A 16,713-nucleotide genomic window follows, 5' to 3' on the forward strand; every position below is an offset into this window, starting at 1 on the left:
CACCGCGCGTCAGGAGGAGGGACCGTGACCGTGGCGGACCGCAGCACCCCGGCCTCCGAGATCGGCCGTGGACCGCTGTCGCGCTGGTCGGCGGCGGTGTACTGGGCGCTCGTCATCGAGCTGCTGATCGTGCTCACGTCCCTGCCCGGGCTCCTGGCCCTCGCGCTGCTCGACCGCAGCGTCTCCAACGCGCCGCTCGTCGCGCTGTGCCTCGTCCCGCTCGGACCCGCGCTCGGCGCCGCGACGTACGCCTGGCGCGCCTACCTCGTCTCGCCCCCCGACCAGCGTGACCTCACGCCCGCGTCGTGGTTCTGGCGCGGCTACCGCCTGTCGTGGCGGGACGTGCTCGCGTGGTGGGTGCCCATGCTCGTCGTGCTCGCGCTGTTGGCGGTCGACGTCCTGCACGCCGGTGCCGTCGTCGGGCAGGGCTGGGCGGTCGCGTCGCTGGTGGTGGCCGTCGCGCTGCTCGTGTGGGCGGGCAACGCGCTCGTGCTGTCGTCGCTGTTCGCGTTCCGGACCCGGGACGTGGTGCGGCTGGCGGCGTACTACCTCGCGGCGCGCCCCGTCGCCGCGCTCGGCAACCTGACGCTCGTCGTCCTGGGCGCGACGCTGGCGACGGTCACCACGGACCGCCTCGTCCTGGCGCTCGCGACCCTCGCCGTGGCGTCCCTGGTCCGCACCGCCACGCCGGTCGTCGCCGACGTCACCGCCCGCTTCACGTCCCCGACCGACTGAGCCCGCCCCTCCGCCGACTGCGGACCGGGCCGGGGCGGGGACGGGTCAGGGGATGACGCGGCCGGCGGGGTCGGGGATGCCGGACTTGCGCCAGAAGTAGGTGTTGACCTGGTCGCGCCACTCGGCGGCGGAGCGGACCTGCTCGTCGAGCCGCTCCGCGACGCGGGCGTACACGGCGTCGGGGACCAGCCCCCGCACCTCGCGCCACGTCTCGCGCATGCGCTCGGTGGCCTGCGCGCCCGCGACGTGGGTGTCGTAGACGTGCTGGACCACCGTCGAGCCCGAGTGCAGCACGTGCGTGTAGGGCACGTGGTGGAAGAACAGCAGGAGCTCGTCGGGGCACGTGTCGAGCGACTCGTAGACGTCGCACCAGGGCGCCGGGTACTGGCCGGTGAAGCCGGTGCCGGTGGCCCGCGTGCGGTCGACGCCGATGCCGTCACGGTCGGCGAAGTGGTACGTGCCCCACGGGGAGTACTCGTAGCCGTCGACGTCGGGACCGTAGTGGCCGTTCGGCTTGACCATGAAGCCGACTCCGAGCGGCGCGGTGTAGCTCTCGTAGACGCGCCACGAGTCGTCGAGGACCGCGTGCACGGTCGCGCGCACGCGCTCGTCGCAGCCGGGGAACGTCAGCGCGAGCCACTCGTCGAGCAGCGCCGACGGGGCGAGGGTCGGGTCCCACGCGAGCCGGCCGTACGCGTAGAGGTTGGCCTGCGCGAGGGGGTGCCCGGTCCAGAACGGGTCGTCGCCGACGTTGGCCACCGCGGCGAGCGCGCCGGCGAGCGTCCCGTCCCCGCGCACGACGTCGGCGACGGTCCGGCCCGGCCGCGCGGGGTCGAGCGGACCCCACGGCCGGAAGTCGAGCGCCTCGCGCCACAGCGGGGCGAGGTAGCACGCGTGCCGCTGCTGGCCGGTGTACTCCTGGGTGACCTGCAGCTCCATCGCCAGGCGGGTGCGCGGCATCGCGGCGATGAGCGGGGACAGGGGCTCGCGCACCTGGAAGTCGACCGGCCCGAGCTTGACCTGCACGACGACGTTCTCGTCGAACTGCCCGTCGAGCGGGGTGAAGTGGTCGTACGCGGCGCGGGCGCGGTCGGTGCTCCGGTCCCGCCAGTCCTGGCGGTGGTCGTACACGAACGCGCGCCAGAACACCGTGCCGCCGTACGGGGCCAGCGCGCGCGCCAGCAGGTTCGCGCCGTCGGCGTGCGAGCGGCCGTACGCGAACGGCCCGGGCCGTCCCTCGGAGTCCGCCTTGACGACGAACCCGCCGAAGTCCGGGACCGCCGCGTGCACCCCGGCCGCGGCGTCCGCCCACCAGGCGCGCACGTCGTCGTCCAGCGGGTCGCTCGTCGTGAGCGCACCCGAGGTGATCGGCGCGGCGAAGTCCACCGCGAGGTACGTGCGGATGCCCTGCGCGCGGAACACCTCGGCCAGCCGTGCCACCTGGTCCAGCCCGGACGTCAGCAGCGCCGACTCGCGCTCGTGCACGTTGACGTTGTTGACGCACACCGCGTTGACGCCGACGTGCGCGAGCAGGCGTGCGTAGTCGTGCACACGCGTGAGGTCGTCACGCAGCCGACCGTCGGCGAACCACAGCGACGCACCGGCGTACCCGCGCTCGACCGGGCCCATGGGGGAGTCCGCGGCGATGTTGTCCCAGTGGTCGAGCTTGCGGATCGCGACGGCGGGCAGGTGCTCGACGAGCCCGGAAACCCCGTCGAACACCTGCTCGTCGAACAGCGGCTCGCCGGTGCGCAGGACGTGGTGCCACCCGGCCAGCAGCCCGACCGGGGTCGCGGCGACGACGACGAGGGCCTCGCCGTCCCGTCCGACGACGAAGCCCTGGCGGCCGAGCTCGCCGTCGACGCCCGGCCGTCGCACGAGGTCCAGCGCGCGTCCTGCCGCGCCGCTCAGCGCGGGCAGGACGCGCGCGTCGGACGCGAGCGCGAGGGTCAGGTGGGCGCGCTCGTCGTGCACCACGGCGCCGCCGTGGAGCCCGGTGGCCCGCACGAGCTCGTCGCGCAGGGTGGTCAGGACGGGGTCGTCACCGTCGGCCAGCAACCGCACGCGCCGCCGCCCGGCCGGGCGGAGCGCCTCGTCGGGCAGCCAGGCCGCGTGCCAGGGCCGGCCCGTCGGGCTCGTCGGACGTTTCGTCACCGGCCTCACCAGTCGTGGATGGTGCCGTCGTGCAGGCGCGTGAACGGCAGGTAGGCGGGCTCGTAGGGGTGCGCCGCGGCGGCCTCGTCGTCGTACCCGACACCCAAGCCGGGCTCGTCGCCCGGGTGCAGGTAGCCGCCCGTGAACGTGTACGACGTGCGGAACACCTCGCGCGTGCGCGGGGAGTGCGGCATGAGCTCCTGGATGCCGAAGTTGTGGATCGCCAGGCCGAGGTGCAGGGCGGCGGCCATGCCGACGGGGGAGATGTCCGTGGGCCCGTGGAAGCCCGTGCGGACCTGGTACATCGCGGCCTGGTCGGCGATCTTGCGCAGCGCGGTCACGCCGCCCGTGTGCGTGACCGAGCCGCGCACGTAGTCGATGAGCTGCTCGCGCAGGAGCGTCTGGTAGTCCCACGCGGTGTTGAACACCTCGCCGATCGCGAGCGGCGTGGTGGTGTGCTGCCGCACCAGACGCAGCGCCTCCTGGTTCTCGGCGGGTGTGCAGTCCTCGAGCCAGAACAGGTCGTAGGGCTCGAGGGCCTTGCCGAGCCGCGCCGCCTCGACGGGGCGCATGCGGTGGTGCCCGTCGTGCAGCAGCGGGAGGGCGGGGCCGAACTCGCCGCGCACCGCCTCGAACACGCCCGGGATGTGGCGCAGGTACGCGCGCGTGTCCCAGTCCTCCTCGGCGGGGACGACCGCGCGCTGCGCGGGTTCGTAGTCGTAGCGCGTCCCGGTGGTGGTGGGCTGGCTCGCGACGCCGTACACCGTGCGCACGCCGGGCACCGAGGTCTGCACGCGGATCGCGCGGAACCCCTCGTCGAGGTGGCGGCGCACCGAGTCGAGCAGCGCGGGCACGTCACGGCCCGACGCGTGTCCGTACGCGAGCAGGCCTGCGCGGCTCGCGCCGCCGAGCAGCTGGTACAGCGGCATGCCGGCGCGACGCGCCTTGATGTCCCACAGTGCGGTGTCGACCGCCGCGATCGCGGCCATCGTCACGGGCCCGCGGCGCCAGTACGCCGAGCGGTAGAGGAACTGCCACGTGTCCTCGATGCGCTGCGCGTCGCGCCCGACCAGCAGGGGGACCACGTGGTCGCCGAGGTAGCTGGCGACCGCGAGCTCGCGGCCGTTGAGCGTCGCGTCGCCGAGGCCGACGACCCCGTCGGCCGTCGTGACGCGCAGCGTGACGAAGTTGCGGTCGGGGCTGGTGACCAGCACCTCGGCGCGGGCGATGACGTCGCGCTCGGCGGGCTCGGGGAAGGCGATGGGCTCGGCGAGCGGGGTGGTGCTCACGTCGGGGTCTCCTCGGTCGGCGGCGCCGGTGCCGCACGTGTCGTGACCCCGCGACCATAGCCAGCCGTTTCACCTTTTGGCAACCGTTTGCGCACAGTTGCCCGAGAGGGCGCGCGGCTGCGAGGATGAGCCGCGGCAGACCCCGTCCCCGTCGTCCGGAGGCCCACGAGGTGGCAGAACGAGCAGCGACGCTCCGCGACGTGGCGGAGCGCAGCGGCGTGGCCGTGTCGACCGCCTCGCGCGCGCTCACCAAGCCCGGGCGCGTGAGCGAGGCGACCGCGCAGCGCGTCCTCGACGCCGCGCGCGAGCTCGGCTACTCCGCGTCCGCGGCCGGCCGCGCGCTCAGCTCCGGGCGGACCTGGACCGTGGCGCTCGTCGTCCCCGACATCACCAACCCGTTCTTCTTCGGCGTCATCCGCGGGACGCAGTCGCGGCTGCGCGAGGGCGGCTATGCGCATGTGCTCGTCGACACCGAGGAGTCCGTCGAGGCCGAGGAGCGCGCGCTGCGGTCACTGCGCCGGTCCGTCGACGGCGTCATCCTCGCCGCCTCGCGCCTCGATGACGACAGCCTCGTGCGCTGGTCGGGCGACGTCCCCCTCGTCACGCTCAACCGCACGTTCCCCGCGCTGGACAGCCCGAGCGTCGTCATCGACACCCCCAGCGGCGCGGTCCAGGCGCTCGAGCACCTCGCCTCGCTGGGGCACCGGCGCGTCGCGTACGCGGGCGGGCCGCGCACCTCGTGGTCCGACGGGCGACGGCGGACCGCGCTCGCCGAGGCGGCGCGGCGGCTCGGCGTCGAGCTGACCGGCCTCGGGCCCTACGCGCCGCAGCGCGAGGCCGGCCCCGCCGCCGCCGACGCCGTCGTGCAGTCCGGCGCGACCGGTGTGCTGGCGTTCAACGACCTGCTCGCGTTCGGCATGCTCGAACGGCTCGAGCACCGTGGCGTGCGGGTGCCCGACGAGATGAGCGTCGTGGGCTGCGACGACGTGTTCGGCGCGGACCTCGTGCGCCCCTCGCTCACCACCGTCCGCGCCCCGCTCGAGAAGGCGGGTCACCACGCCGCCGAGCTCCTGCTCGCGTCCCTCGACCCGGTGCACCCCCGTGTCGGCGCGCCCGTCGAGCTGCCCACGCACCTCGTCGTCCGCGAGTCCTCGGGCCCCGCGCCGTCCTGACCGTCCTGGCCGGGCCGACGCGGGCGTCGGCGCCTCAGAGGCGAGGGTCGACCGGTTCGGACTCGAGCGCGAGGACCGCGAAGACCGCCTCGTGGACGCGCCAGAGCGGCTCGTCCGCGACGACGCGGTGCAGTGCCTCGATCCCGAGCGCGTACTCACGTAGCGCAAGGGCACGCTTGCGGCCCAGGTTGCGCGAGCGCAGGCGCTCCAGGTTCGCGCGCGTCGTGTACTCCGGGCCGTAGATGATCCGCAGGTACTCGCGGCCGCGGACCTTGATGCCCGGCTGGACGGTGCCGCGCGGGCCGCGCACGAGGTTGGCGAGCGGCTTGACGACCATCCCCTCGCCGCCGGCCGCCGTGAGGTCGGTCCACCACCGCGTGCCGGCCTCGACGGAGGCGGGGTCCGCGGGGTCGACCACGAGGCGGCGGGTCGTGAGCAGCACGTCGTGGGGGTCGGCGGCGACGAGCGCGTCTGCGACCCCGAGGTGCCACAGGTGGTCGCGCTGCTCGAACGTCGCACCGCCGGACGCTCGACCCGCCGCCAGGAGCTGGAACGGTGCGAGCCGCACGCCGCGCAGCCCGTCGGTTGCCCAGACGTACGGGCGGTACGCGGCGGTGAACGCGTCGGCGTCGGCCGCGCGCCGCGCCGTGCTCTCCAGCAGGTCGCCCACGTCGAGCCCGCGCGCGGCGGCGGTGGTCAGGGTGTCGAGCGTCGCGCGGGTGGACGCGCGCGCCGCGGCGCCCACCGCCGCGTACTGCTCGCGCAGCAGGTCGCCGGAATTGAGCGACCAGGGGAGCAGCTCGGCGTCGAGCAGCAGCCAGTCCACGGGTGCTCCAGTGCCGTCGCCGGGCAGAGACGCGCCCACGGACGCCCACACGTCCGCCGCGTCGGCGGCGTCCCGGACGACCGCGAGCAGCTCCTCGGTGCGCGCGTCGTCGAAGAACGGGCGGCCGGTGCGGGTGTGGACCACGCCGGTGCTGCCCGCCGGCAGGGCGAAGCGTGCGGCGGCGACCTCGCGCGTCCGGCACACGAGCACCACGGCACGCGAGCCCATGTGCTTCTCCTCGCAGACCACGCGGTCCACGCCGTCGGACGCGTACTGCGCGAACGCCTGTGCCGGGTGCTCCAGCAGGTCGGCCCCCTCGGGCGCGGTGGCGCACGGCGACATCGTCGGCGGCAGGTACAGCAGGTGGCGTGGGTCGGTGGCGAACCGGCTCATCACCTCGAGCGCACCCGCGGCGTTCTCCTCCGCGACGGTCACACGACCCGCGAGCGTCGTCTCGACGACGCGCTTGCCGAGCACGTCGGTCACGTCGAGCACGTCCGGGTCGCGCGTCGCGGACGCCGCGGGGCCGGACACGAGGAACGGCCGCGGCGGCTCGCACCACACCTGCTCGGCCGAGACCTGCACGACCTCCTTCTCCGGGTAGCGCAGAGCGCTGAGCCGCCCGCCGAACACGCAACCGGTGTCGAGGCACATCGTGTTGTTGACCCACACGGCGTCCGCCGACGGAGTGTGGCCGTACAGCACCATCGCCTTGCCGCGGTAGTCGTCGGCCCACGGCAGGCGCACCGGCAGGCCGTCCTCGTCGCTCTCCCCGGTGGTGTCGCCGTACAGGGCGAACGCGCGCACCCGGCCCGACGCCCGGTTGTGGTACTCCTCCTTGAGCCCGGCGTGCGCGACCACGAGCCGGCCCTCGTCGAGGACGAGGTGCGCGACGAGCCCGTCGCAGAAGTCCCGCACCTCCCGGCGGAACTCCTCCGGCTCGGCGGCGAGCTGCGCGAGCGTTCCCGCCAGCCCGTGCGCGGTCTGCACGGGGCGGCCGTCGAGCGCGCGGACGAGCTTGGCCTCGTGGTTGCCCGGGACGGCGAGCGCGTGGCCTGCGCCGACCATGCCCATGACGAGCCGCAGGACGCCGGCGGAGTCCGGGCCGCGGTCGACCAGGTCGCCGACGAACAGCGCACGCCGACCCTCGGGGTGCCGGGCGTCCACCGGCCGCCCCGCGTCGTCGCGGACGATCACGTAGCCGAGGCGCCCCAGGAGCGTCTCGAGCTCGCCGCGGCAGCCGTGCACGTCGCCGATCACGTCGAACGGCCCGGCCTCGTCGCGGCGGTCGCTGCGCAGGGGGCGGCGCTCGATCGTCGCGGCGTCGATCTCCTCGACCCCGTGCAGCACGTGCACGGTGCGGAAGCCCTCGCGGCCCAGCCCGCGCAGCGACCGGCGGAGCTGGTCGCGCTGACGTGTGACGACGCGCGACGGGACGGACCGGTCGGTGCGGGCCGCGTTGCGTGCGACGCACACCTCCTGCGGAGGGTCGAGCACGATCGCGACGGGGAGCACGTCATGCTCGCGGGCGAGCGCGACGAGCTCGCGGCGCGCGTGCGGCTGGACGTTCGTCGCGTCGACGACCGTGAGCAAGCCCGCGGCCAGGCGCAGGCCTGCCGCGTGGTGCAGCAGGTCGAACGCGGCGTCCGTCGCGGACTGGTCCTCGGGGTCGTTCGAGACGACACCGCGGCACCAGTCCGACGAGATCGTCTCGAACGGACCGAACAGCCGGGCGGCGAAGGTCGACTTGCCGGAGCCCGAGGCGCCGACGAGCACGACGAGCGAGAGCGCGGGGAGGTCGAGTGTGGCCATCACCGGTCTCCTTCCGTGCTCGTCGGGTTGCTCGTCGTCCTGGTCGTCGCGTCGTTCGTCGCGCGGGTCGTCGGGTCGCTCGTCGTGCCGTCACTCCTGACCTCCGGCCCTGCGCCGGTGGTCGGCTGGGCCTGGCGGCGGAACACCGCGAGCTGCGTCGGTGGCCCGACGTCCGGGTCGTCCGGACCCACGGGTGCGAACGACACCGTGTACCCGTGCGCGCCCGCCGACCGCTGCGCCCATGTGCGGAACTGCGCGCGCGTCCACTCGAACCGGTGGTCGTCGTGGCGCACCCCGCCCGCGGCGAGTGCCGGGTAGCGCACGTTGTGCTCGGCGTTCGGCGTGGTCACGACGAGCGTGCGCGGGCGAGCGACGCCGAGCACCACACGCTCCATGGCCGCGAGGCGCGGCGGGTCGAGGTGCTCGACGACCTCCATGAGCACCGCCGCGTCGAACCCGGCGATGCGCGCATCGGTGTACGTGACCGACGACTGCACGAGATCGACCCGGGCGCGCACGCGCTCCGGCATCGTGTCGAGGTGCAGGCGGCGTGCGGCGGTGGTCAGCGCACGCACCGACACGTCGGTGCCGACGACGCGCGCATACCCCTCGTCGAGCAGCCGCCCGACGAAGGCGCCCTCGCCGCAACCGAGGTCGACGACGGTGCGCGCGTCGGACGCCCGCAGCGCGGCGAGCACGGCCTCGTGCCGCTGGCGCACGAGCGGCACGTCCGCCGAAGGCTCGGGCGCCGCCGCCCCTCCGGAGGGGGACGCCGCGTCGTCGTCCGTGGCCTCGAACGGCGCGACGCCCTCGACCTCGGCAAGGCGGTCCAGCGCGAAGGTCGCGAGCGCCCGGCTGCGCGCCAGGTAGCGGCGCGCGATCTCGTCGCGGGCCGGGTGCACCGCGAGCCAGTCGCCACCCGCGCGCAGGAGCTTGTCGACCTCACCCTCGTCGACCCAGTAGTGCTTGGTCCCGTCGAGCGCGGGCAGCAGGACGTACAGGTGGCTGAGCGCGTCCGCGACACGGTGCGTGCCCCGCAACCGCAGGTCCACGTACCGCGAGTCGCCCCAGGCGGGCACCTGCGGGTCGAGCGGCAGCGGCGTCGCCTCGACCTCCCAGCCGAGGGGCGCGAGCAGTCGCTGCGCGGCCTCGGGCCCGCCCGTGCAGCCGACGACAGGTACGTGCACCTCGAGCGGCCAGCGCCGGTCGACGAGGTCGGGGCGGGCGTCGCAGCGGCCCGTGAGTGCCGAACGGAACACGCGTCCCATCGCGACGACGAGCTGCGACGACGCGGTGTACGGCCGGTCGTTGACGTACTGCGCGAGGACGAACGGCTCGCGCCTGCCGGTGCCGCGCACGAGCGCGACGGGGTCGACCTCGAGCAGCACGGCGACCGTGCAGCGCTCGTCGTCCGCCTCCGGGTAGAGCACGTGCACGGTGCCGCTGTCGAACGTCTGCACGCGCGCGGGGTGCTTGTGCAGCAGGTAGCCGAGGTCGGACGCCGGTGTGGCGTCGTCCGGCCGGGTGGTCGTCAGGGTCAGCAGCACGCGGGGCATCCTCGCAGGTCGCGACCCCGCCCGTCGGTCGGTTTCCCCGGCGCGGCCTCAGGCGGTCCGGGAACGGGCCGAGGCGTCCGCCCGGAGTCGCGAGATCTCCGCGACCTCCGCCTCGGGCAGTGCGTCCGGCACCCGGCGCCGCCCCTCACCCGTAGGCCGTCCAGCAACGCGGGTCGTGCCCGAGTGGTCGTCGATGCGCTCGCCACTCGGCAGGGTCGGCCGGCTGACCGTGCCTTCGACCTTGCCGCCCTTGTAGACCTTGTGGTGCGCGGCAGCCGGGACCCGATGCCTCGTGGAGGTGGCGCGTGCGGCCGTCAGGCGGGGCGGGCGCGGGAGCGGGCCGACGAGTCGGCCCAGCGGCGGGAGATCGCGGCGACATCCTGCTCGAGGAGCGGGTCGGGCAGCGGGGGACGGCCCGGTGAGGCGCGCAGTCCGTCGAGCAGGGCGGTGGTGTAGCGGCGGTAGGCGTCGGGGCGGGTGTCGACGGCGTGCTTGGCGAGTTCGGTGACCATCCAGAGGACGACGACCACGTCCTGCTCCGTGGCTCCGTCGCGCAGGTCGCCCTGCTCGCGTGCCCGGCGGAACAGGTCGCGCGTGAGCTCCTCGATGCCGCCCGTGACCTCGGGGACGAGGTCCTCGTACCCGCCCAGGGCGGCGTCGCGCAGGCCGATGTTGTCGACCAGCAGGTCGGTCACGCGGCCGACGAGCAGCACGAGCCCGTCCCATGCGCGTGGCGTCGCGGCGGCCTCGCGCGCCACCGCGTAGAGCTCGTGGAGCGGCGCGGCGAGGGCGGCCTCGAGGAGCTCGCGGCGGTCTGCGAACCGGCGGTACACGGTGCCGACGCCGACGCCCGCGCGGTGCGCGACCTCGTTGAAGCCGACGCCGAGGCCGTGCTCCGCGTACAGCTCGCACGCGGCGCGGATGATCCGCTCGCGGTTGCGCTCCGCGTCCCGGCGCAGCGGCGCCGGGTGCGCCGTTGCGTGCGTCGTGCCGTGCGCGGGGGTGGGGGTCCGCGCCGGAGTCCTGTCCATCCGCTCAGGGTAACCCGCAAGCGGATACATGAGATCAACTTCACACCGGGCAAGCGGATGACCCGAATCAACTTGTGTGCCTACGATGCGGATCTGGAATGACGTGCCGGCGCACCCGCCGCACGCGACGACCAGCCGGCGGCGCCGGCGGGAGGACACCCCCCTCATGGCTGAGCTGCTCTACCGGATCGGCATGTTCGCGGCGCGTCGCGCCTGGCTCGTCGTCGGCGCGTGGGCCACGGCCCTCGCGCTCGCGGTCGGCGCGTTCCTCACGTTCGGCGGCACGCTGACGGAGGCCATCTCGATCCCGGGCACCCCGACCGCCGAGGTCACCGACCGGCTCGCGCGCGAGCTGCCGTCCGCGAGCGGCGGGACCGGGCGCGTCGTGTGGAGCACCGACGACGGCTCGGCCCTGACCGACGAGCAGCAGCAGGCCATCAGCGCCGAGCTCGCGAAGGTCGCCGACGTCGACGGCGTCGTGCAGGTCGCCGACCCGTTCGCCACCGAGGCGCAGCGCGCCGAGCAGGCCCGGCAGGTCAGCGAGGGGGAGCAGCAGCTCACCGCCGGCAAGGCGGAGCTCGACGCGGGCCAGCAGCAGCTCGCCGACGGCCAGGCGCAGCTCGACGCGGGACGCGCACAGCTCGAGAGCGCACAGGCCGAGCTCGACGCGACGGTCGCGCAGGTCGGCGACAACGCCCAGACGCAGGCCGCGCAGGCCGAGCTGGACGCGCAGCGCGCCCAGCTCGACGCCCAGCAGAAGGCGCTCGACGACAAGCAGACCGAGCTCGACGCGGGGCGCGCGGAGCTCGAGGCCCGCGCGCCGCAGCTCACCGACGCGAAGGCGCTGCTCGACATGGCGTCCGAGATCCGCCTCGTCTCGAGCGACGGCTCCACCGCGGTCGGCACGGTCGTGTTCGCCCTGCCCCAGCACGAGGTCCCGGACGAGACCAAGCAGGCCGTGGTCGACACCGTGACGGCAGGCGTGCCCGACGGCGTCACCGCGGACTTCTCGACCGAGATCGCGCAGGGCTCGATCCAGCTCGGCGGCGCCGCCGAGGCGATCGGTGTGCTCGTCGCGGGCATCGTGCTCGTCGTCATGCTCGGCACGCTCGTCGCCGCAGGCCTGCCGCTGCTCAACGCGCTCGTGGGCGTGGGCGTCGCCGCCGCGGGGGCGATGGCGTTCTCCGGCGTGGTCGAGATGACCTCGGTGACGCCCGTCCTGGGCGCGATGCTGGGCCTCGCGGTCGGCATCGACTACACGCTGTTCATCCTCAACCGGCACCGGCGACAGCTGCGGCTCGGGATGGACGTGCGCGAGTCGATCGGGCTGGCGAACGGCACGTCGGGCAACGCGGTCGTGTTCGCCGGCACCACGGTGCTGATCGCGCTGCTGGGCCTCAACCTCACGGGCATCGACTTCCTGGGCCTCATGGGCGCCGTGGCGGCCGCGAGCATCCTCGTCGCGGTGCTCGTCGCGGTCACCCTCACGCCCGCGATGCTGGGGCTGCTCGGCCGCCGGATCCTGCCCGCGAAGCACCGCGACGAGGTGCGGCCGGACGCGCACGAGGTCGCGCAGCCCATGCGCAACGGCCGGGCGTGGCTGTCGATCATCGCGGGGGTGGGCGTGCTCGTCGTCGTGGCCCTGCCGGCGCTGTCCATGCGCCTGGGCCTGCCGACCGGCGCGAACGAGCCCACGGAGTCGACGCAGTACCAGGCGTACGCCGCGGTCTCCGACGCGTTCGGCGCGGGCGTCAACGGCCCGCTCGTCGTCGTCGCCGACCTGCCCGAGGCCGTCACGCAGGACGAGCTCACGTCCGTCCAGGCGCGCCTGGGCGCGCAGCTCATGGCCGACGACGACGTGGTCGCCGTCGCGCCGGTCGGCACCAACGAGGCGCGCACGGTCCTGGTCTTCCAGGTCGTCCCTGCCGAGGGGCCGGACAGCGAGTCCACCGAGGAGCTCGTGCACACGCTGCGGGCGCTCGAGGTGGACGGCGGCACCGGCACGTTCCAGGTCGCCGGGAGCGCGAGCGCGAACATCGACATCTCCGAGAAGCTCGCCGACGCGCTGCCCGTGTACCTCGCGGTGGTCATCGGGCTGTCGATCTTCATCCTCGTCGCGGTGTTCCGCTCGTTCCTCGTCCCGGTCGTCGCGACCGGCGGGTTCGTGCTGTCGCTGTTCGCCGCGATGGGCGGCGTCACCGCCGTCTACCAGTGGGGCTGGGCGGCGGACCTGTTCGGCGTGTCCAACCCCGGCCCGGTGCTGAGCTTCCTGCCCACCCTGCTGGTCGGCATCCTGTTCGGCCTCGCGATGGACTACCAGCTGTTCCTCACCTCGGGCATGCGCGAGGCGTACGCGCACGGCGTCCCCGCGCGGCGCGCGGTCATGGAGGGCCTGCACGCGGGCCGGGCCGTCGTGACGGCCGCGGCGATCATCATGATCTCCGTGTTCGGCGGGTTCGTGTTCTCCCACCTGTCGTTCGTCCGGCCGCTCGGGTTCGCGCTCGCGTTCGGCGTGCTGCTCGACGCGTTCGTCGTGCGCATGCTGATCATGCCGGCGGTGCTGCACCTCGCCGGGGACAAGGCGTGGTGGCTGCCGAGCTGGATCGACCGCGTGATGCCCGACGTGGACGTCGAGGGCGCCAAGCTCGAGCGTCGTCACCCGGGCGTTCCCGGCGGCGCGCCCACCGAGCCGACGAGCGGGCCGACGAGCGAGCAGACGAGCGGGCGCTGACCCGTCAGCCGCCGGTGCGCGGCGGGAGCGTCGGCGCCCAGCGGCGGTAGCCCGCGCGCAGCTCCACCGGACGCTCGTCGTCGTCGCTGCCGTGCCCGGCGACGTCCTCCCACAGCACCAGGAACGTTCCGCGGTGCCGCCGGCGCAACCAGCCGGCGAGCACCGCGGGCGCGCGCGCGTCGGACCGCTCGTAGCCGAGGAACGACGTGCCCGTGCGTGGCGAGACGAGCAGGCCGTGCAGGCGTGGCGCGGCGAGCGCGCCGTCGAGCGGTCCGTCGAGCACCAGTCGCACGTCGACGACGAAGCCCAGGGGACGTCCGCGGTCGTCGACGACACGTGCGTCCAGCAGGTCACTCAGGAGCATGGCGACCCCCCGGGATGCGTCCGATCACGTGCTCGCGCAGCCATCGCTCCACCCAGAGCACGTCGAGCTCCTCACCGTGCACGCCCAGGCGGACCACGATCCCCACGTCCGTGACGTGCCGCCACGCGATGCGGTGCCAGCGGCTGCGCGGCGGGCGGCCGCCGAAGATACGGGTCGCGAGCACGGGACCGGACAGCAGGTCGGTGACGACCACGAGCCCGTCCCGGTCGGCCAGCTCGACGTCGTCGACGGTCGCCACCGGGTCGCCGGCCACGTCGTCGACCTGGCGGTCCAGCAGGTGCAGGCGGGCGTCGAGGACCAGCCCGGCGGGACGCGGAGGGTCGGGCAGCCGCTCGTCGGGCGGGAAGGGGCGTTCGTGGCGCCGCAGGCGTGGGCTCATCCGCCGGCTCCCGTCGCGATCATGAGGGGGATCGCCGCGAGCGACGCGGCGAGGATGACGACCAGGTAGACCAGGCCGAGCGCGTTCGTCGCCCGTCCGTTGACGTGGTCGCCCATGTACTCGCGGTCGTTCGCGACGACGAGGATCGGCAGGTACGTCAGCGGCAGCGCGACCGCCGAGAAGACCACCGAGTACTCGGTGACGGCGACCGGGTCGACGTTCGTCAGGAGCACGAGCGTGCCGACGAGCACGGCGACGGCCATCGCGGTGTGGAATCGGGCGGCCTGCGCGGGCCGGTGGTACTTGCCCCACGACCACCCGAAGAACTGCGCGAGCGTGTACCCGGTCGACAGCGCGGTCTCGAGCGCGGCGCCGAACGTGGCCGCCACGATCCCGAGGATCACGAGCGCGAGCAGCAGCTTGCCGCCGGCGAGCGCGACGGGCAGCGTGATCTCCGACAGCGTCGAGACCTCGATGCCGCGGGGGAGCAGGACGACCGCCGCGCACCCGGCGATCGCGACGGACAGCAGCCCGCCCAGCGGGAACCCGATGAGCACGTTCGCACGCGAGACGGACAGGTCCTTCACCGTCCAGCGCTCCTCGCGCGCGCCCGACGAGAAGAAGAACACCTCGTAGGGCGTCATCGCGGCGCCGAACAGCGCGACCGCGTAGTACCAGTACGTGGGGACCGGCTCGCTCGCGGGGACCTGCGGGCGCGTCGCCTGCTCGACGAGCTCGCCCCAGTCGGGGCCGAGCTGGAACAGCGCCACCGCGAACACGACGAGCGTGAGGCCCAGCAGCCCCGCGACGTTCTCCAGGACCGAGAACTTCACGCGCCACAGCACGAGCCACACGGCCAGCCCCGCGAACGGGATCCACAGCCGCCGTTCGACGCTGCTCGCGAGCTCGAGCGCGAGCGCGATGCCCCCGATCTCCGCGGTGAGCGTGAGCAGGGTGACGAGGAAGGACGCGACGAGGTTCGCACCGCCCACCCGCGGGCCGAGGCGTTCGCGGATGATCTCGAACGTCGCGCGCCCGCTCACCGCGGCGACGCGCCCCGACATCTGCGCGAACAGGCAGATCCCGACGACCCCGACGAGCACGACCCACACGAGCGACAGCCCGAACCGCGCACCGACGACCGCGTTGGTGACCAGGTCGCCGATGTCGACGAAGCCGCCGATGGCCGTGAGGATGCCGAGCGCGACCGCGAAGAACCTCTTCACGAAGCCGCCTCCAGGTCGGCCGTCACGGCGTCGATCGCGTCGCCCGCCTCGGTGAGCGCGGCGGTGACGTCGTGCGCGGAGCCTGCGGACAGGTCGTTGACCCACGCGCGTGCCGCGGCGAGCGCGGTCGTCGCGGACGCGACCGCATCCAGCGCCCGCGCGCGGGTGTCCTGCCGCTCGAGCGGCGGCAGCGCGTCGGCGAGCGCGCTGCTCGCCGACCCGACCTCGGCGATCGCGTCGCGCAGGGTGCCGTCCGCGACGGGCGTCGTCGTGCGGTCACGGACGACGAGGTCGACGACGAGGAGGCCGACCTCGACGCCCGACGACGCCTCGTCGAGCGCGGCCGTCAGGGTGATCTGCGCCGACCCGTCGGCGGACGACGGACCGTACGCGCACCCGGCCAGCAGGAGGAGGCACGCACCCGCGACCGCGGCCCGCCCGGGGGTGAGTCGGCTGGTCATGCCAGTGATCGTGGACCCGCGCGGCGCGACGCGCACGGCGAGGCGCCGCGCGGGTCCGGGGCGACGGGTCAGAAGACCGGCTTGCCGCCCGTGACGCCCAGCACCGTCCCCGACACGTACGAGCCGGTCGTCGACGAGGCGAGGAACACGAACGCGTGCGCGACCTCGGCGGGCTCGCCCGCACGGCCGAGCGGGGTGTCCTGGCCGAACACCTCGACCTTCTCGGGCGGCTGCGTCGCGGGCTGCAGCGGCGTCCAGATGGGACCGGGTGCGACCGCGTTGACCCGGATGCCGCGCTCACCGAGCTCGGCCGCGAGGTTCACGGTGATGTTGTTGATCGCCGCCTTGGTGGAGGCGTAGTCGACCAGCGACTGCGACGGCTGGTACGCCTGGATCGACGTGCAGTTGACGATCGAGGACCCCTCACCGAGGTGCTCGAGCGCCTCCTGCGTGACCCAGAACAGCGCGTACAGGTTGGTCTTCATGACCCGGTCCAGGTCGTCGGTCGTGACGTCGGCGAGCGAGTCGCGGCGCGCCATCTGGAACCCGGCGTTGTTGACCAGCAGGTCGAGGCCGCCGAGACCGTCGACGGCGGTCCGGACGGCGCCACGCGCGGTCTGCTCGTCGCGCAGGTCGCCCGGCACGAGCACGCACGTCCGGCCCGCCTCGCGCACCCAGCGCGCGGTCTCCTGCGCGTCCTCGTCCTCCTCGGGCAGGTAGCTGATCGCCACGTCCGCACCCTCGCGTGCGAACGCGATCGCCACGGCACGCCCGATGCCCGAGTCGCCGCCGGTGACGAGCGCGCGCCGGCCGGTGAGCAGACCGTGGCCGGTGTAGCTGTGCTCACCGTGGTCGGGCTGCGGGTCCATGGGGGCGGTGAGGCCCGGGGGCTCCTGCTGCTGGGCGGGTCGGACGGCGTTCTCGTCGCTCATGGTGCGCTCCCTCGAGGTCGTCGG

At 74.3% G+C, this 16,713-nt stretch carries 13 protein-coding genes; 3 read left to right on the forward strand and 10 right to left on the reverse strand.

Translation table 11 applies throughout. The annotated features are described in order from the left end of the window. Window positions 1–24: 24 nt before the first annotated feature. Window positions 25–735: a DUF624 domain-containing protein gene (locus CUD01_RS03390; RefSeq protein ID WP_208404922.1), complete on the forward strand. Its 711-nt coding sequence runs from the start codon at window positions 25–27 to the stop codon at window positions 733–735. A 45-nt stretch (window positions 736–780) separates the two neighbouring features. Here the strand turns inward: CUD01_RS03390 and CUD01_RS03395 are convergent, their stop codons facing one another. Together CUD01_RS03395 and manD are read right to left on the reverse strand one after the other, a co-directional pair. Next, window positions 781–2,889: an alpha-glucuronidase gene (locus CUD01_RS03395; protein WP_174773812.1), complete on the reverse strand. Its 2,109-nt coding sequence runs from the start codon at window positions 2,887–2,889 to the stop codon at window positions 781–783. A gap of 5 nt (window positions 2,890–2,894) precedes the next feature. Then, complete coding sequence (manD, locus tag CUD01_RS03400) at window positions 2,895–4,178, reverse strand: D-mannonate dehydratase ManD (protein WP_371860750.1); 1,284 nt, start codon at window positions 4,176–4,178, stop codon at window positions 2,895–2,897. Between the two features lie 200 nt (window positions 4,179–4,378). Between manD and CUD01_RS03405 the strand changes: the two genes are divergently transcribed. Next, window positions 4,379–5,350, forward strand: a complete 972-nt coding sequence (locus tag CUD01_RS03405; RefSeq protein WP_244937638.1) for a LacI family DNA-binding transcriptional regulator — start codon at window positions 4,379–4,381, stop codon at window positions 5,348–5,350. 34 nt (window positions 5,351–5,384) lie between these two features. On the opposite strand, the gene CUD01_RS03410 is transcribed toward CUD01_RS03405, so the two are convergent. From CUD01_RS03410 to CUD01_RS03420, 3 genes are all read right to left on the reverse strand, one after another. Further along, window positions 5,385–7,988: a polynucleotide kinase-phosphatase gene (locus CUD01_RS03410; RefSeq protein ID WP_141318711.1), complete on the reverse strand. Its 2,604-nt coding sequence runs from the start codon at window positions 7,986–7,988 to the stop codon at window positions 5,385–5,387. Then, the gene (locus CUD01_RS03415; RefSeq protein WP_141318713.1) at window positions 7,988–9,535 is read right to left on the reverse strand and encodes a 3' terminal RNA ribose 2'-O-methyltransferase Hen1; all 1,548 of its coding nucleotides are present in this window, start codon (window positions 9,533–9,535) and stop codon (window positions 7,988–7,990) included. Before CUD01_RS03415 ends, CUD01_RS03410 begins: the two co-directional genes overlap by 1 nt. Before the next feature lie 323 nt (window positions 9,536–9,858). After that, on the reverse strand, window positions 9,859–10,575 hold the full coding sequence (locus CUD01_RS03420; RefSeq protein ID WP_166771958.1) for a TetR/AcrR family transcriptional regulator: 717 nt from the start codon (window positions 10,573–10,575) through the stop codon (window positions 9,859–9,861). A 166-nt stretch (window positions 10,576–10,741) separates the two neighbouring features. On the opposite strand from CUD01_RS03420, the gene CUD01_RS03425 reads away from it, so the two are divergent. Beyond that, the gene (locus CUD01_RS03425; protein ID WP_141318717.1) at window positions 10,742–13,306 is read left to right on the forward strand and encodes an MMPL family transporter; all 2,565 of its coding nucleotides are present in this window, start codon (window positions 10,742–10,744) and stop codon (window positions 13,304–13,306) included. A gap of 4 nt (window positions 13,307–13,310) precedes the next feature. Here CUD01_RS03425 and CUD01_RS03430 read toward each other — a convergent pair whose 3' ends face one another. From CUD01_RS03430 to CUD01_RS03450, 5 genes are all read right to left on the reverse strand, one after another. Continuing rightward, window positions 13,311–13,670 carry a hypothetical protein gene (locus tag CUD01_RS03430; protein WP_094180580.1) on the reverse strand — a complete coding sequence of 120 codons (360 nt, stop codon included), beginning with the start codon at window positions 13,668–13,670 and terminating at the stop codon, window positions 13,311–13,313. Continuing rightward, the gene (locus CUD01_RS03435) at window positions 13,657–14,070 is read right to left on the reverse strand and encodes a hypothetical protein (RefSeq protein ID WP_243860729.1); all 414 of its coding nucleotides are present in this window, start codon (window positions 14,068–14,070) and stop codon (window positions 13,657–13,659) included. The genes CUD01_RS03430 and CUD01_RS03435 overlap by 14 nt, the downstream gene beginning before the upstream one ends. Beyond that, window positions 14,067–15,296: an Nramp family divalent metal transporter gene (locus CUD01_RS03440; protein ID WP_141318719.1), complete on the reverse strand. Its 1,230-nt coding sequence runs from the start codon at window positions 15,294–15,296 to the stop codon at window positions 14,067–14,069. The genes CUD01_RS03435 and CUD01_RS03440 overlap by 4 nt, the downstream gene beginning before the upstream one ends. Then, window positions 15,293–15,757: a hypothetical protein gene (locus CUD01_RS03445; protein WP_141318721.1), complete on the reverse strand. Its 465-nt coding sequence runs from the start codon at window positions 15,755–15,757 to the stop codon at window positions 15,293–15,295. The genes CUD01_RS03440 and CUD01_RS03445 overlap by 4 nt, the downstream gene beginning before the upstream one ends. A 68-nt stretch (window positions 15,758–15,825) precedes the next feature. Then, on the reverse strand, window positions 15,826–16,689 hold the full coding sequence (locus tag CUD01_RS03450) for an SDR family oxidoreductase (protein ID WP_141318723.1): 864 nt from the start codon (window positions 16,687–16,689) through the stop codon (window positions 15,826–15,828). Window positions 16,690–16,713: the final 24 nt, after the last annotated feature.

This window comes from Cellulomonas uda, assembly GCF_006538705.1.
Lineage (GTDB): Bacteria > Actinomycetota > Actinomycetes > Actinomycetales > Cellulomonadaceae > Cellulomonas > Cellulomonas uda.

Bases quoted from the DNA above. Each gene is read 5' to 3' on its own strand.
- CUD01_RS03410 (WP_141318711.1), bottom strand. From the start codon at position 7,988: ATGGCCACACTCGACCTCCCCGCGCTCTCGCTCGTCGTGCTCGTCGGC.
- CUD01_RS03420 (WP_166771958.1), bottom strand. From the start codon at position 10,575: ATGGACAGGACTCCGGCGCGGACCCCCACCCCCGCGCACGGCACGACG.
- CUD01_RS03425 (WP_141318717.1), top strand. From the start codon at position 10,742: ATGGCTGAGCTGCTCTACCGGATCGGCATGTTCGCGGCGCGTCGCGCC.
- CUD01_RS03430 (WP_094180580.1), bottom strand. From the start codon at position 13,670: ATGCTCCTGAGTGACCTGCTGGACGCACGTGTCGTCGACGACCGCGGA.
- CUD01_RS03435 (WP_243860729.1), bottom strand. From the start codon at position 14,070: ATGAGCCCACGCCTGCGGCGCCACGAACGCCCCTTCCCGCCCGACGAG.
- CUD01_RS03445 (WP_141318721.1), bottom strand. From the start codon at position 15,757: ATGACCAGCCGACTCACCCCCGGGCGGGCCGCGGTCGCGGGTGCGTGC.
- CUD01_RS03450 (WP_141318723.1), bottom strand. From the start codon at position 16,689: ATGAGCGACGAGAACGCCGTCCGACCCGCCCAGCAGCAGGAGCCCCCG.